The organism is Dactylosporangium sp. NPDC000555 (assembly GCF_040300025.1).
GTDB lineage: Bacteria > Actinomycetota > Actinomycetes > Mycobacteriales > Micromonosporaceae > Dactylosporangium.
In genome coordinates this window covers 1-13,132 of the sequence record NZ_JBEPDB010000049.1, presented here as the reverse complement: position 1 = coordinate 13,132, position 13,132 = coordinate 1, and the positions used below count along the sequence as shown (strand labels likewise).

General features: G+C 71.5%; 15 protein-coding genes and 1 pseudogene. 4 read left to right on the top strand and 12 right to left on the bottom strand.

Annotated elements, in window-relative coordinates:
* Positions 1-77: 77 nt before the first annotated feature.
* The 3 genes and pseudogenes from ABT297_RS26260 to ABT297_RS26250 form a co-directional block, all read left to right on the top strand.
* Positions 78-452: a hypothetical protein gene (locus ABT297_RS26260; RefSeq protein ID WP_350554257.1), complete on the top strand. Its 375-nt coding sequence runs from the start codon at positions 78-80 to the stop codon at positions 450-452.
* A 150-nt stretch (positions 453-602) separates the two neighbouring features.
* Positions 603-902 carry a hypothetical protein gene (locus ABT297_RS26255; RefSeq protein ID WP_350554255.1) on the top strand — a complete coding sequence of 100 codons (300 nt, stop codon included), beginning with the start codon at positions 603-605 and terminating at the stop codon, positions 900-902.
* A gap of 184 nt (positions 903-1,086) precedes the next feature.
* A pseudogene (locus ABT297_RS26250) lies at positions 1,087-1,419 on the top strand (ADP-ribosylation/crystallin J1); the annotation flags it as partial.
* 472 nt (positions 1,420-1,891) lie between these two features.
* Here ABT297_RS26250 and ABT297_RS26245 read toward each other — a convergent pair.
* The 4 genes from ABT297_RS26245 to ABT297_RS26230 all read right to left on the bottom strand — a co-directional run bounded on the left by ABT297_RS26245 (position 1,892) and on the right by ABT297_RS26230 (position 3,692).
* The gene (locus tag ABT297_RS26245; RefSeq protein WP_350554253.1) at positions 1,892-2,506 is read right to left on the bottom strand and encodes an NUDIX domain-containing protein; all 615 of its coding nucleotides are present in this window, start codon (positions 2,504-2,506) and stop codon (positions 1,892-1,894) included.
* Positions 2,503-3,039: a GNAT family N-acetyltransferase gene (locus tag ABT297_RS26240; RefSeq protein ID WP_350554251.1), complete on the bottom strand. Its 537-nt coding sequence runs from the start codon at positions 3,037-3,039 to the stop codon at positions 2,503-2,505. Before ABT297_RS26240 ends, ABT297_RS26245 begins: the two co-directional genes overlap by 4 nt.
* Positions 3,040-3,121: 82 nt before the next feature.
* Positions 3,122-3,376 (bottom strand): hypothetical protein, encoded by a 255-nt coding sequence (locus ABT297_RS26235; RefSeq protein ID WP_350554249.1) that lies wholly within the window; start codon positions 3,374-3,376, stop codon positions 3,122-3,124.
* Positions 3,363-3,692: a hypothetical protein gene (locus ABT297_RS26230; RefSeq protein ID WP_350554247.1), complete on the bottom strand. Its 330-nt coding sequence runs from the start codon at positions 3,690-3,692 to the stop codon at positions 3,363-3,365. The genes ABT297_RS26235 and ABT297_RS26230 overlap by 14 nt, the downstream gene beginning before the upstream one ends.
* Before the next feature lie 190 nt (positions 3,693-3,882).
* On the opposite strand from ABT297_RS26230, the gene ABT297_RS26225 reads away from it, so the two are divergent.
* Complete coding sequence (locus ABT297_RS26225; protein WP_350554245.1) at positions 3,883-4,488, top strand: GNAT family N-acetyltransferase; 606 nt, start codon at positions 3,883-3,885, stop codon at positions 4,486-4,488.
* Here ABT297_RS26225 and ABT297_RS26220 read toward each other — a convergent pair.
* The 8 genes from ABT297_RS26220 to ABT297_RS26185 form a co-directional block, all read right to left on the bottom strand.
* The gene (locus ABT297_RS26220; protein ID WP_350554243.1) at positions 4,371-5,057 is read right to left on the bottom strand and encodes a hypothetical protein; all 687 of its coding nucleotides are present in this window, start codon (positions 5,055-5,057) and stop codon (positions 4,371-4,373) included. The genes ABT297_RS26225 and ABT297_RS26220 overlap by 118 nt on opposite strands.
* Positions 5,058-5,122: 65 nt before the next feature.
* Complete coding sequence (locus ABT297_RS26215; protein ID WP_350554241.1) at positions 5,123-7,207, bottom strand: alpha/beta hydrolase family protein; 2,085 nt, start codon at positions 7,205-7,207, stop codon at positions 5,123-5,125.
* Positions 7,208-7,265: 58 nt separating this feature from the next.
* Complete coding sequence (locus tag ABT297_RS26210; RefSeq protein ID WP_350554239.1) at positions 7,266-8,099, bottom strand: hypothetical protein; 834 nt, start codon at positions 8,097-8,099, stop codon at positions 7,266-7,268.
* Entirely contained in the window at positions 8,096-8,416 is a 321-nt protein-coding gene (locus ABT297_RS26205) for a PadR family transcriptional regulator (protein WP_350554237.1), read from the bottom strand. Before ABT297_RS26205 ends, ABT297_RS26210 begins: the two co-directional genes overlap by 4 nt.
* A 672-nt stretch (positions 8,417-9,088) precedes the next feature.
* Entirely contained in the window at positions 9,089-9,931 is an 843-nt protein-coding gene (locus ABT297_RS26200; RefSeq protein ID WP_350554235.1) for an aminoglycoside phosphotransferase family protein, read from the bottom strand.
* Positions 9,928-10,143, bottom strand: a complete 216-nt coding sequence (locus tag ABT297_RS26195; protein WP_350554233.1) for a hypothetical protein — start codon at positions 10,141-10,143, stop codon at positions 9,928-9,930. The genes ABT297_RS26200 and ABT297_RS26195 overlap by 4 nt, the downstream gene beginning before the upstream one ends.
* A gap of 51 nt (positions 10,144-10,194) precedes the next feature.
* Entirely contained in the window at positions 10,195-11,778 is a 1,584-nt protein-coding gene (locus tag ABT297_RS26190) for a dipeptide ABC transporter ATP-binding protein (RefSeq protein WP_350554231.1), read from the bottom strand.
* On the bottom strand, positions 11,775-13,076 hold the full coding sequence (locus tag ABT297_RS26185; RefSeq protein WP_350554229.1) for a tetratricopeptide repeat protein: 1,302 nt from the start codon (positions 13,074-13,076) through the stop codon (positions 11,775-11,777). The genes ABT297_RS26190 and ABT297_RS26185 overlap by 4 nt, the downstream gene beginning before the upstream one ends.
* Positions 13,077-13,132: the final 56 nt, after the last annotated feature.

Sequence of the window (13,132 nt, the reverse complement as noted above, 5' to 3'; positions counted from 1 at the left end):
AGGGTCGACCGACGGGCCCGGTCATTCGATCGCCAATCGTCTCAACGAGTTTCACCGACCATACGAATGGTGAATTCATGAAGCTCAAAGTCATTGCCGTGACCGCTGCCGCCATCGCCGCCGCCGCTCTGGCACCCGCCCAGGCGGCCATGGCGAGGCCGGCGACCGCGTCCGGCGACTCCTGCTACGGCTTCAACTACTCGTACTCGATCAACAGCTCGGCGATCCAGGTGACCGCGAGCAACGCGTGCCCGGGAACCAGCACCGCCTATCTGGTCCTCGAGCGCTACAACGTCGCATCCGGCTACTGGGCCTTCGTCACGTCCTCGACCAGCGGGTCCCTGATCTACATCTGCAACGGCACCACGCCCAACACCTACCATATCGGCCCGATTTTCAAGCCCGGTATCAGCGGCTACACGTGGTACGAGTTCACGGACAACTGCGGCTGACGTACGTTTCAGGGGCGGCACCACACGGTGTCGCCCCTCACGAATCCCGCGACGCTCTGCTGCTTTCCAGAGAACGGCATAGACAGCACATCCGACCAGTAACGCCTGCATGGGGCATGTCCTGGCGTCCAGGTCGGTAACGTGGCCCGCATGGAGTCGGCCCCTCGAGCACTGCCTCTGCCGGACCTTGAGGCGTTGTTCGGCGTCCTGGTCACCGTGCATGCCCATCTTCTGGCTGACGCACTCCCACCTGACCTTGTGCGCAGGCTGCTCGATCGGCTCACCAAACACGGACCACTGCCCGAAGGCGCGTCGGCCGGCGAGATGAACGCCGTTCTGGCCGACCTGTGCCAGCGAGTGCACTGGGCGATCTCCGAAGACTACGGCGACTACCCACAGCCGGCGGCGCGGCGAACCTTCTACTACCGTTACGCCGGCTTCGGAGCCTGAGCCGTACGGCTCGCTGCGCCCGACCGTCGGCAGATGCGTGGCCCCTGGTCCCATGCGCCCGCCGACTGACCGACAGGGCCGCAGTAACGCCCGAGGCCGAGAGCATCAGAATGTTGCATGCGTCGCTCGCTACGAGCACGCGATAACCATGTTGTAGGGGAGCCAGGCCATCGACGCCTCCGATATGATCACCCTGTGGCGGCCCACTGGGCAGGCCGAACTCGACCTTGTCGCGGCATCCGGATGGCGGGCTTGGCCACCACGCTTGCCGGACCAGCCGATCTTCTACCCGGTACTCAACCGCTGGTACGCCACAAAGATCGCCCGTGAGTGGAACGTCCCCGCCGGTGGCGTCGGCTACGTGACCCGGTTCCAGGTCCAGCGCGCGTTCCTGGACCGCTACGAGGTTCATCAGGTCGGCGGCCGCGACGTGCTGGAATACTGGATCCCCGCAGAGGAACTCGCCGACCTCAACGCCCACATTGTCGGCACGATCATCGAGGAAGCCGACTACCGCGGTCCCGTGCGCGATCAGGAGTTCACCGACGCCTACCACGCGCTGGGCACAGCGCTACCAGCCACATGGCGGGCCTACCTGCAAGCGGCGTCGTGGCTTCGACGAGGGTGGATGGAAAACGGAGTCTACGTTTGCCTCCACACGCCACGCGAGATGCTTGAGCTGCACCACGCGTGGGGCCAGAGCGCCGACGCGCACCCCGGCATCGCGATCATCGGCGGTGACGGATCTCGTGGACAGCTCGTGCTCGACCTGCGCTTTGACCCCGCACCGGTGCTGCTGGTCGACATCACCAGTAGCGGATGGGACAGCGCCATCCGGCGGGCCGGCAGTGTCGGCGAACTCATCGACCGCATCGAGGCGGGTACCTTCGCGTTCGACGTCAGCGATTAGATCGACCGGCACCAGGTACGGGTCGACCGCGCTGGTGGACGGCTCGGGCCCGCAACGCGGCGCTGGCCGTTGGGGCTCGTCACCGGCCGGCATGGCCAGACCCTGCGGCACGCGCCGCGTGGATGTGAGCGTCGAGCTTCGCCAGGGCCCGGGCCATCTGCGGATCGGTTCGCTCGGCCGGCCAGCCGGCTACCTCGGTGCGCGGGAACCAGCCGGCATCGCTGAACTCGCCTGGGTCCGGCGCCATCGGATCGTTCGGGTGCAAATCGATCAGGAACCACAGGGTGCAGTCCGTGTGCTGGCCTGGGCCGACGGTTTCGGTGACGGTCAGGAACAGCGGTTCACGGGCGGGGATGAGCGGGTGCGGATTGGCGATGACGGCTAGCTCTTCGTCGGCCTCGCGCAGGACGGTCGCCCACGGCGTCTCGCCGGGTTCGACGTGCCCGCCAGGCGGCAGCCACCGGCCGGCCTTGCGGTGCGCGACCAGGAACAGCAGGTCCTGGCCGACATCGTGCGGCAGGAAGTAGGTGACCAGGTGCTGCGGGGGTTCGTCCGGTGGCACCCGCCGGTACAGTTCGCCGCCGCGGTCGATCCAGGCGAGCACGAGGGCACGGTCGTTGGCCTCCCGCTCGTCGAACGGTGCCATGCCGGCCACCAGATTGCGCAGCGCGGTCCGCTCATCTGCGATCGTCATCCGCCGGTCACCTCGCCACGGGCGGTCTGGTTGGCTCGGGGGGTAGGGGCCAGCGGTGTGAGGTCGAACTGGAAGACCGGCCGGTCCCGGCCCGGCCCCTTGAAGTCCTTGGTCACCTGGATCCCGTTCACCTCGTAGTCGCCGGGCAGGTTCCGGAACCCCAGCCGTGCCCACACTGCAAGCGCCGTGGTGTTGTCCGGGGCGCAGGTCAGGACAAGCCGGTGGCAGCCCCAGGCCCGGGTCTGCCCGGCGACCGACGCCAGCAGGGCCCTCGCCACGCCGTGCCGACGCTGGTCGGGTAGGACGGCGACGTCCTGGACGTAGACGTCGGTGGGCTGGTCCTGGCTGCGCATCGCGATCACGGCCCCGATCACTGTCCCATCGTCGTTGACGGCGACGGGGCAGGTCGAGGCGAAGGCGTAGGAGTAGAGCCAGTAGTCGGAGGCGCCGCGGACCGTGACGAAGGGCGCGCCACGTCGCATCAGCGCTGTGACGCCGTCGATGAGGTCAATGCGCAGCGGCGTGATCAGCATCAGGTTCCTCCGCTCGGGTTCACGGCGTGGTGGTTTCGGGCTTCGTGCGGTACTTCAGCGTGCCGCTCGACATGCCCACGGCTCACATGAACTGGCTCATGTTGCCCATCGCAGCCTCGACTCGGCGGAGGATGCCGGGCAGCACGTCGGCGGCGTAAGTGAGGTCTTCCGCAGCGGCCTTGAGGTCGGACGGGTTCAGTACCTCGGCGGCGTAGGCAAGGCTTGCCGCGGTGGCGGCGCTGACGCCAGTGCCGGTATCGGACATGAGCGCGATGATCGATTTCAGCTCAGCCACGGTTTCGCTCGTGACGGTATGCGTCTCCTCAAGCCGCTCCACGATGGCCTCCAGCCTCCTTGCTGTCGACCTCCTCGTGGTGCGCCAGGCAGAGCAGGAGGAGATTTTCGAAGGAGTCGCGCACCTCTGCCGGTAGGTCCCGCCGGTAGCGCCTGGCACCTGGACGGACACCGTAGATGTGAGCGACCTGTGCGTTCTTCTTGAACTCTCCCGGTCTGACCTCGAACACCACCGGATGCGGACACCCTGGGGCGTAGCAGCGGCCGTTGCTGACCGTCCAGAGGGCGGCCAGCATGGCCGGTGTGAGGCTCTTGCGCTCGCCGGCTCCGTCGGCGGGCGGTGTCGCTGTCGTAGTCATCTCATCAGGATGAAGGTCGGGTATGACATCCGCGCCACTCGCGCTCAGCACGAGGCGGCATAGCTAGGACCGGTTGCGATAGAGCGACATATCTCTGCAGTACACCCAGACCGCCACGCCCGCTGATGGGCGCGAGATGGAGCCCGAGAACTGCGGTGCGCTGGCCGACCACTGACACTAGGGTCGCGCCATGGAGATCCGTACTTTGATGCCGGCCGAAGAGCTGGCTGCCGAGGAGGTCGTCTCGGCGGCATTCGGCGAGCCACCAGACGGGCGCGTTGTGCAGATGATGCGAGCACTGCAGACCAGCGGAGCCGCTCGGGCGAGTTTGGTCGCTGTTGTCGACGAGGAGCTGGTCGGGCACGTTGGTCTCTCACGCGGCTGGGTGGACGCTCGACGCGAGCTGGTCGAGGTGGTGGTGCTCTCCCCGCTGTCGGTACGTCCCGACCTCCAGCGCCGCGGCGTCGGCACCGCGTTGGTCGCGGCGGCGCTGGAGACCGCCGGAGGTCATGGCGCGCCGGCCGTTTTCCTCGAGGGCAGCCCGCAATACTACGGACGCCGCGGGTTCAGCTCCGCCTCCGCCCTCGGGTTCGAGCGGCCCTCGACGCGCATCCCGGACCCGGGGTTCCAGGTGGCGCTTCTTTCGTCGTACCAGCCGTGGATGGTCGGCCGGCTGATCTATCCCGAGGCGTTCTGGACCACTGACACGGTCGGTCTGCGTGACCCTGAGCTGGAGCGGGTGCCGATCAGCAGTGTCACCGCAGCGGCAGGCAATGCCGTCACGGCGGCTTTGTAGTAGTCGTCGCCGGAGAAGACGAAGCGCGGCGCGGTGCTGGCAGCGATCGGCACGCTCGCTGCCGCGGCGGCGAGCGGTATCAGCCGAACCCACCAGGGTTGCCGTCCCGCCGCGCCGAGCGCGACGATACCGAGCATCACCTGGGGCAGCAGCACGAACAGCGGCGGCCGGTAGGTTTCGGTCAGCATCGCAACGCCTGCAGTCACCAGCACGGCGAAGCCGACCGCCCACCGGAACCACCGGCCGGGCGCGACAACGTGCACGACGACGGCCAGCAACCAGGCCGCCCACACTGGGACGCCGAGCGACAGGAAAGGTCCGCGCTGTGGCGCAGATGTCTTTGTCCTGCCGGGCGGCCAGCAGGTGGTACGCCGGGGCCAGGTGATCACGATCTGGGTGTGGTGGCGGGCCACGAGCAGCCGGAGCTGCTCGGTGGTGGTCAGCGCGGCGCCAACGGGGTGCACGGTGACGGCCGGGCGGACCCCGGCGCGGTGCAGCCGGTCCCAGGCGGTGACCAGGTCGATCAGGTCACGGGCGTCACCGTGCGCGTCGTCGGCGATGCGGACCATCAGCACAGCGTCATCGCGTCGCGCGAGCCCGTACGCCGAAATCCGCTGCCAACGTCGCGGCGCCGTCATGTCGGGTACACCTCGGGGTAGCGGGGGTCGGGGTGGGGCGCGGGCCCGCCGCGGAGCACGTGGTCGGCGAACGCGGTGACGTAGGCCGATGTCGTGACCAGGCAGCGGTCGCCGTCGATCGGACCGAGCTGGGCCAACCCGTTTAGGGCCGTGGGGACGTAGTAGGCACCGTAGTCGGTGAAGTTGAAGTGTTTCGCGCCGGCGATCTCGTACCGGAACAATGGCCCGATGATGGCGGCGCGCAGGGTCTGGCTGGCGGTGTTGGTGTCGCGCTCGACGGCGTCGGTGGGTTGGCAGGCGCCGGCCAGGCAGTCACCCGGGGTGCCGAGCAGCATCGTCGGCGCGGTCAGGCCCTGCTGCACGACCGTGCCGTAGGGGGTGCCGTCCATGTCGACCGCGCCGGCGCAGCGGGGATCGTCGTGGCATGACTGCAACGCGGCCGCACCGCCGAAGGAGTGTCCGATGTAGGCGACCCGCGACGCGTCGACGTGGCCGGCAAGGGGCCCGCCGGCGTCGGTCAGCTGCCCGGTGACGAAGCGGAAATCGGCGGCCCACACCGCGACCAACTGGTCGAGGGCGTCCCGGTCGAGGTCCGGCGGGTTCCCGGCCGCGGTGCGACCGACCGGCTGTCCATGGAGGACGGTGACGTTGGCGCTGTAGGTGGGCGTGATGCCGGCGACCACGTAGCCGTGGCTGGCCAGGTCTTCGGCGAGCCCGCTGTACTGCGGCGCGGCCAGGCCCATTCCGGGTTCGAGCACCACGAGGGGGAAACGCCCGCCGGCCACCGGAGCGTCGGCCACCGAGTGGGTACGTACCGCGTCGAGGCGGTTGGCCAGGATCCCGAACTGCAGCATCCTTGCCCAGTGCCCGGGCGCGTACGGCGCGGGCCGCCCGGTGGTGCCGGCCGGTGCGGGGTACCAGGCCCAGACCGACAGTTCGCGGTGCTGCCCCGGTTCGGGGGCGAGGGGATCGGTGCGGGCGGTGTCGGTCCAGTCGAAGGTGGTTCGGCCCACCCGGTACGGCCCGGTCGGCGCCGGCAGAGTCCGCGGCAGCACGTGCCGTACACCCAGGTAGCCGACCGTGCCGACGATCGCCAGGACGAGCGCCAGCGGCACCGTGAGCAGCGCCTTGACCAGCCCGCTCCGGCGCCGGCGGATGGCCTGCGCCAGCAGGGTGACCAGCCCGGCCAGGACCGCGATCGCCGCGACCAGGCCGGCGAGGCGGCCCCAGCCGGTGACCGGGAAGTCGACCAGGGCGCCGATGCCGTCCCGGAACCCCACCGCGACCGGCACGCTCGCGACCGCCGCGTACCCGGCGCACACCAGCGCGGGCCGCCGCGCCGGCGCGGCCGACCGGGTCGGGTTGGTTGGCCGTAGCACACCGAGGTACGCGTTGAGCGGGATCAGGGCCGTCACGAGGCCGGCGGTACCGATCAGCAGTCGCATCGCCGCCGCCTCCGCGGGATGCGGGCCGAGGCCGTCGCCGAGCGCCTCGGCCACGGTGAACCAGGTCGACACGGCGAGGCTCGCCAGCACCGCGGTGGACAGCCGGTGCCGGCGCAGCCCGTGCCGGCCACCGACGACCACCCGCCGGATCCAGTCGAGTGCCCGCGCCGCGGCTTTGTGCTGAGCAACCAGGCGGCCAATGCCGACCAGCACGTCTTCGACCCAGTCGGGACCGGCCGGAGCGCGGGTGCCCTCACCGACCCGCCACATCGCCGTGGCGACGGCCACGGCGGCCAGCGTGACCAGGGCAAGCCCGGCGATCAGGAACCGACCCGGGCCGCCCCACCGGTCCTCGTGTACCCGGAGGCCGACCGCGACCCAGCCGGTCGCTGCGGTCGCCGCGACGATGCCGACCAGCGCCCAGCCGCCGCGCAGCAGCTCCTCCCCGGAGCGCCGGAAGACGATCCCGACCGCCAACGCCGGCACCAGGATCTGCGTGAAGGACACCACCACGTCGTACGGGTCGTCCTGCCAGGGGCTGTGCATCCGCAATGCCTGTACCTGCGTGCTGGCCACCGCGAACGCGGTGAACAGCACCGCACAGCTCATACTCCACCACGACACCCGGCGTTCCATGCACCGTCTCCCCGTCTCGCTACTACGTGAGACGATACTACGTGAGACGATACTCGGGTCAACTCCGCAAGGCCGGTGCCGTCCGACCCGCGCTCACCAGCGCGCCGCCGGCAGCCAGCACCGCGGTCGCCGCGCCAGCAAACGCCATCGGCCCGTCGCCGGCCAGCAGTACCGCCGCCACCTCCACGACGGCGAGCACCGTCAGCGCGGCCGTCACACCGACCGCCAGTACGGCGGGCAGCCGCATGACGCCAACCGGTGGTGCGGCCCGGCGCAGCGTGACCGGCGGGCCGGCCGCGCCGACGCCGGCGAGGGCGGCCAGGCCGGCCAGCCAACCGAGCACCGCCGCCACGAACGCGGGGGACGGGTGCGGCCATACCGCCGGGTGTCCGCGCCGCAGCAGCCACACGCCACCCGTACCCGCCGTGTCGAGCAGCAGCAGAACGACCGCGGGGAGCAACGGTCGCCACACCCGGCGCTGGCCGGATCGCAGTGCCGGCGCCAGCACCCGGCGGGCCAACAGCAGCGCGCACCCGGCCGCGACGGCGCCGCCCGCCAGCAGCACCAGCCATGCGACCCACACCAGCGTTCGCACCGTGCCGGTCGTACCCGGTGCCGGCGGGTCGAGCAGGGCCCGGGCCACCATCGGCACCGCCAGCATGCCGAGGCACCAGGCCACCCAGGTGGTCGAGAGCCCGGCCTGGACGCGGAGGCGCACCCGCTCGTCCGGCGACCCGGTGAACGTCGGACGGACCCACGCCGCCGCGGCACCCACCGCGAGATCCCAGCACACTCGCGGCCCGGTGCCGGTGTCCTCGACCAACCCGGCCAACTCGGCACCGTACCGCTCGCGGAACGACGGCGGGTAGCAGGCCAGTAGTACGCGGATCACGGGTGCACAGCCGACAGCCGCGCGAGACCGGTGCGCGCGAACCGCGACATGTCGGTCAACCGCTCTGACAACGCCTGTGCTCCGGCCGCGGTCAACCGGTACGGCCGGCGGCGCTCGTCGCCCGGCAACGCCTCCACCAGACCGCGCTCCTCCAGCCTTGCGAGGGCCCCATACAGCGTCCCCGGCCCCAGCTCGATCCCCGCCTGCTCGAGGACGTCCTGCACGATCGCGTACCCGTGCTTCGGCCCGCCCGCGAGGCTGCCGAGAATCAGCAGCGGCGGGTTTCCCCACGCCAATTGGTCCGCACGACGCACCACCGCGACACCTCCTCTACTACGTCATACGATACAGTCCGGCCGTAGAAGCGTGATGTCCTGCATCGCATCGGCCTGACCTGCCGGCCCCGGCCACCATTACGGCCGCACCTCGCCTACGTGCGGGCGGCGCTGCGCATCCGCCTCCCCGCCTGAACCGGGCGGGTTCTTCGAACCGGCCACCACCACCGCCGACGGCCACCGCCAGCGACCCGATAGGCCCAGCGTCTCTGCCCAGCGCCCGCTGCGGCGAGCACCACCTCGGTCGTCGCCCGCCTCGCCGCCCAGGTGGCTGGGGCGGAACAGGTCAGGTTCACACCGTTCCCACCGCCGGAGCTTGTCGAGCGCCACTGGCCGCCGGCTGCGCGTTGTCTGAGGCATTCGCGAAACGTGATCAAGCGGTCCGCGCCGGAAGCGGACGTTGCCGGCCGCTGAAATCCGTCGCAGCGTGGTTCAGTGACGCCGGAGCCGGCCGGTCTCGGGCACGTCCAGCGCGATATCGCTCACGACGCCGCATCGGCGCGGCCTTGGTTGAGGTAGCGCACCAGCAGGTTCGCGCTGCCGGGGTAGCCCTGGTCGCGGATCTCGGCCAGCAGCCGGGTCACCGCGACGCTAGGAGGCTTCGGGATGCGGACGCCGCGACGAGCAGAACGAGTATCACCGTGGCGATCACGCTCATGCGTCCACCCGGCCGGAGAGCACCAGGTCCTGCAGTCGCGCCCGCTGATCATCCACCATGGCCGCGTTGTTGTGCTTGGCGAAATAGACGAGGGCGGACAGGTACTCAAGCATGGAGGTGTTCATCCCGTAGGCGTCGTTGAGCGCCGGTTCGATCGCGGGATGCAGCGGGAACACCCACTCACGGAGTTTGACGAAGTCGTAGAGAGGGTCGGCGGTCCGTGCCTGCTCGAAGTCGATGACAGCGGCGAACCGACCGTCGTGAACCACGATGTTGCCCGGCTGGAGATCCCGGTGGATCAGAGCCAGGGGCACCGTCGCCAGCCACCCCGCCGTATCCGACCACCGCCGCTCGACCGCGGCGGCCAGCTGCCCGTCGAGCAGACTCAATTCCTGGCAGCGCCGAAGCTTGCCCACGTAACGGCGCCGCGCCGGCGGCAGCCAGACCCGGCGGTGCAACTCGACGGCGTGCAGCCGGCTCAACCACCGGCCGAGGTCGGCGCCCAGCTGCGCCGCGTCCCGATCGGCCCAGCGCTTCACCTCCGTCGCCTCGACCGATATCCCCTCGATCCAACGCTGGGCCATGATCCAGCCCTCGGTCGTCGCGGTCGGAGTCACCACGACCTCGGGGTGCGGTATCCCGTGCAGGGCCAGCACCGCTGTCACCGACTTGGCGGCGAGCAGCGGCCGCCGGTCCTTGCGGAGCTTGACCACAAGCGGGCCGGTCGTCGTCTCGGCCCGGAAGCTCGCCCCACCCCATCCGCCCGGGAGAGCGACGATCTCGCTGACGTCGAACCCGGCCCGCTGGAGCGTCTGCCCCACAACCTCCGCCGCCGTCATACCTCCACCCGGTACAGCCGAAGCATCCCGACGGCCGAGTAGGTCGCTTCGGCGAACGTTCTCGACGTCGGCTCCATGCTTACTGCGCCGGTCGGCTGCACCGGCTCGACGTTGCCGTGTCGCCGTATCGCGTCCGTAAACGCGCCGTTGAGGAGCGCCACCGCCATGTCGGCGGAGATGTCGAGGCATCTTGGCGGCAGCTCATCAATCACACATGAAATCTCGCACAGCATCGACATCAGCGGCTTGACAGAGTCCCAAATTCACACGGGCAGGCGCGGCACCGCGGCGAGCAGTTGCCGGGTGTACGGGTGCTTCGGGCGCTCGAAGACCTCGTCGACCGGGCCGCGCTCGACGACGGCGCCGTCCTTCATCACCAGCACGTCGTCGCTGAGGTACCGGATGACGCCGAGATCGTGGGAGATTAACAGCATCGCCAGCCCCTGCCCGGCCTGCAGTTGCGCGAGCAGGTCAAGGATCTGCGCCTGGATCGAGACGTCCAGCGCCGACACCGGTTCGTCGCAGACCAGTAGCTGCGGGCCGGGCGCGAGGGCCCGGGCGATGGCCACCCGCTGCCGCTGACCGCCGGACATCTCGGCGGGCCGGCGCTCGGCCAGCGCCGCCGGCAGGCCGACGGTGTCGAGCAGTTCGGCGACGCGGCGGCGCCGGGCCGAGCGGTCGGGCAGGCCGGACAGCGCCTCGCCGATCACCTGGGCGGTGGTGAACCGCGGGTCGAACGCACTGAGCGGGTCCTGGTGGATGAGCTGGATCCGGCCGCGGTGCGGGCGGCGGTCGCGCTCCGGCAGGGCGCTCCAGGCCGCACCGGCGAAGCGGACCTCGCCGGCGTCCGGGCGCAGCAGGCCCATCGCGATGCGGGCGACGGTGCTCTTGCCGGAGCCGGACTCGCCGACGATGCCCAGCGTCCGGCCTCCAGCCACGGTGAAGGACACGTCGTGGACGGCGGCGCGTGGGGTCCCGTCGGGCTGCCGGTACCGCTTGGTGACCTCGCGGACCTCCAACAGCGTCTCGCCGGCCGTTGCGGGCGGGGCCCGGCGGGGCCGGGCGGAGGGGACCGCGGCGATCAGCTTGCGGGTGTATGCGTGGGACGCGGCGCCCAGCACCTGCCGCGGGGGGCCGGACTCGACGATCGCCCCGTCGCGCATCACGGCGATGTGATCGGCCATCCGGGCCACCACGGCCAGGTCGTGGCTGATCATCAGCAGCGCGGTGCCATCCGACTTGAGCTCCTCCAGCAGTTGCAGCACCTGCGCCTGTACGGTCACGTCCAGGGCGGTGGTGGGTTCGTCGACGACGAGGACCGGCGGCGCGGCGATCACCGCGGAGGCGATCAGCGCCCGTTGCCGCAGGCCGCCGGACAGCTGGTGCGGGTACTGCTCGGCGCGCAGCCGCGGCTCGGGCACCCCGGCAGCGGCGAGCGCCTCGATGACCCGCGCCGGGCGGGCGTCCCGCGGGACCAGGCGGTGGCGGCGCAGCGGCTCGCCGACGTCGCGGCGTACCCGGTGCAGCGGGTTGAGCGAGCCGAGGGCGTCCTGCAGCACCAGGCCGAGGTCCCGGCCGCGAACCTGGCGCCACTGCCGCTCCGACAGGGTGGTGAGGTCGCGCCCGGCCAGGCGCAGCGCGCCGGCGGTGACGGTGGCGTTCGGGCCGGCCAGGCCGAGCAGCGCCCGCGCGGTCGCGCTCTTGCCGGAGCCGGACTCGCCGACGATCGCCAGGCACTGCCCGGCGTGCAGCGTGAAGCCGATGCCCCGGACCGCCTCGACGGTGCCCGCCCCGGTGCGGAACGTCACGCGCAGGTCCTCGGCCTGCAGGACCGTGGGCGGGTTCACCGGCCCTCCGCCGCGGCCCGCCGGCGCAGCGCGTCGATCCAGCGCTCGTCGCGGCGCGAGCGACGGCGCAGCTTGCGGTCCTCCAGGATGTCCGCGGCCCGGCCCGGCTCGCCGCTTCGGGCCAGCGCGTCGCACAGCGTATCGACGACGATGTCCTGCTGCAGGCGGCTGCCGCCGACCAGGCTCACCGCCGACAGCACGCCCCCGATGTGCCGCGCGGCCTCGTCGTAACGGCCCTCGCCGTGGGCGGCGACACCGTCGAGGACGGCGAGGACGACGTCGCGGTTGGGGCGGGCGGTCTCGGCCCGCCACGCGTCGCGCAGGGTGCCCAGCGCGGCGCGGTCGACGGCGGCGAGGGCGAGGGCGGCGTGCACGTCGAACAGCGCGGCCCGCGGCCCGCGCAGCTGGGCCCGGGCGAGCTCGGCCACCGGCGCCCAGGGCAGGTCGCCGTGGCCGTCGATGTGCAGCCGCCACAGCACCGCGGCGCTGTCGACCAGGGTGGTGCGCCGGCCGGATACCCGCGGGTCGAGGGCGGCGTGGTAGCGGCGCAGGCCGGCCTCGGTGTCGTCGGCCTCCAGCGCGACGAGCGCGTGGTGCCAGCGCAGGTGGGTCTGCAGCGGCGAACGGGCGGGGCGGGTGTGGAACCAGTCGTCCAGGAACGACTCCGCCTGCGTGATCCGGCCGGTCTCGTGCAGGACGTGGACGTAGCCGTGGCAGGCGGCCCGGTTGTCCGGCCGGTCGCGTAGCGAGCGCTGCGCGGCGGCCTCGGCCGCGGCGAACTGCCACGCCTCCTCGAGCTCCAGCGAGCAGATCCCGGCCAGCGCCCAATCGTCGGGGAACGCCTCGCCGGGGCGGGCGGCCAGGATCAGCACCGCGTCGCGGCCGGTGCCCGCGGCGATGCGCCGGCCGCTGAGCAGCCCGGCGGCGAAGCCCAGCACGAGCATGTCGCCGGGGTGGCGCTCGAGGTGCTCGGTGTACGCGGCGAGGTACCCCGGCGGGGCGGTGATCAGGTCGATCTGCCGGGCCTCGCGGGCGGTGAGGCGGTCCGGGTGGTCGCGGCGCAGTCGTACCGCGGCGGCGAACGCCTCGCGGGCCTCGCCGTCGCGGCCGTCCGCGGCGAGGCTCAGCCCGAGCCCGAGGTGGGCCACCGCGAGGCCCGGGTCTTTCTCGACGGCGCGGCCGAAGCCGTCGAGCGCGTCGTCGTCGAGGGCCAGGAACGCGTCGATGGCATCGAAGTAGGCCGCGGCGGCGTCCGGGTCGGCGGTGGACACGCTCTGCCCGTATCGGTCGGTCTGCAAGGTCGTACCTCCGGAGTCGGTCATCGGCCGCGGGGCGGGGGGGCCCCCCCCCCCCC

What these genes read in the sequence shown, in the direction of transcription:
- ABT297_RS26260 (WP_350554257.1), top strand. Translation starts at nt 78, where the DNA reads ATGAAGCTCAAAGTCATTGCCGTGACCGCTGCCGCCATCGCCGCCGCC.
- ABT297_RS26215 (WP_350554241.1), bottom strand. Translation starts at nt 7,207, where the DNA reads ATGGAACGCCGGGTGTCGTGGTGGAGTATGAGCTGTGCGGTGCTGTTC.
- ABT297_RS26230 (WP_350554247.1), bottom strand. Translation starts at nt 3,692, where the DNA reads ATGACTACGACAGCGACACCGCCCGCCGACGGAGCCGGCGAGCGCAAG.
- ABT297_RS26200 (WP_350554235.1), bottom strand. Translation starts at nt 9,931, where the DNA reads ATGACGGCGGCGGAGGTTGTGGGGCAGACGCTCCAGCGGGCCGGGTTC.
- ABT297_RS26225 (WP_350554245.1), top strand. Translation starts at nt 3,883, where the DNA reads ATGGAGATCCGTACTTTGATGCCGGCCGAAGAGCTGGCTGCCGAGGAG.
- ABT297_RS26240 (WP_350554251.1), bottom strand. Translation starts at nt 3,039, where the DNA reads ATGCTGATCACGCCGCTGCGCATTGACCTCATCGACGGCGTCACAGCG.
- ABT297_RS26255 (WP_350554255.1), top strand. Translation starts at nt 603, where the DNA reads ATGGAGTCGGCCCCTCGAGCACTGCCTCTGCCGGACCTTGAGGCGTTG.
- ABT297_RS26245 (WP_350554253.1), bottom strand. Translation starts at nt 2,506, where the DNA reads ATGACGATCGCAGATGAGCGGACCGCGCTGCGCAATCTGGTGGCCGGC.
- ABT297_RS26220 (WP_350554243.1), bottom strand. Translation starts at nt 5,057, where the DNA reads ATGGTCCGCATCGCCGACGACGCGCACGGTGACGCCCGTGACCTGATC.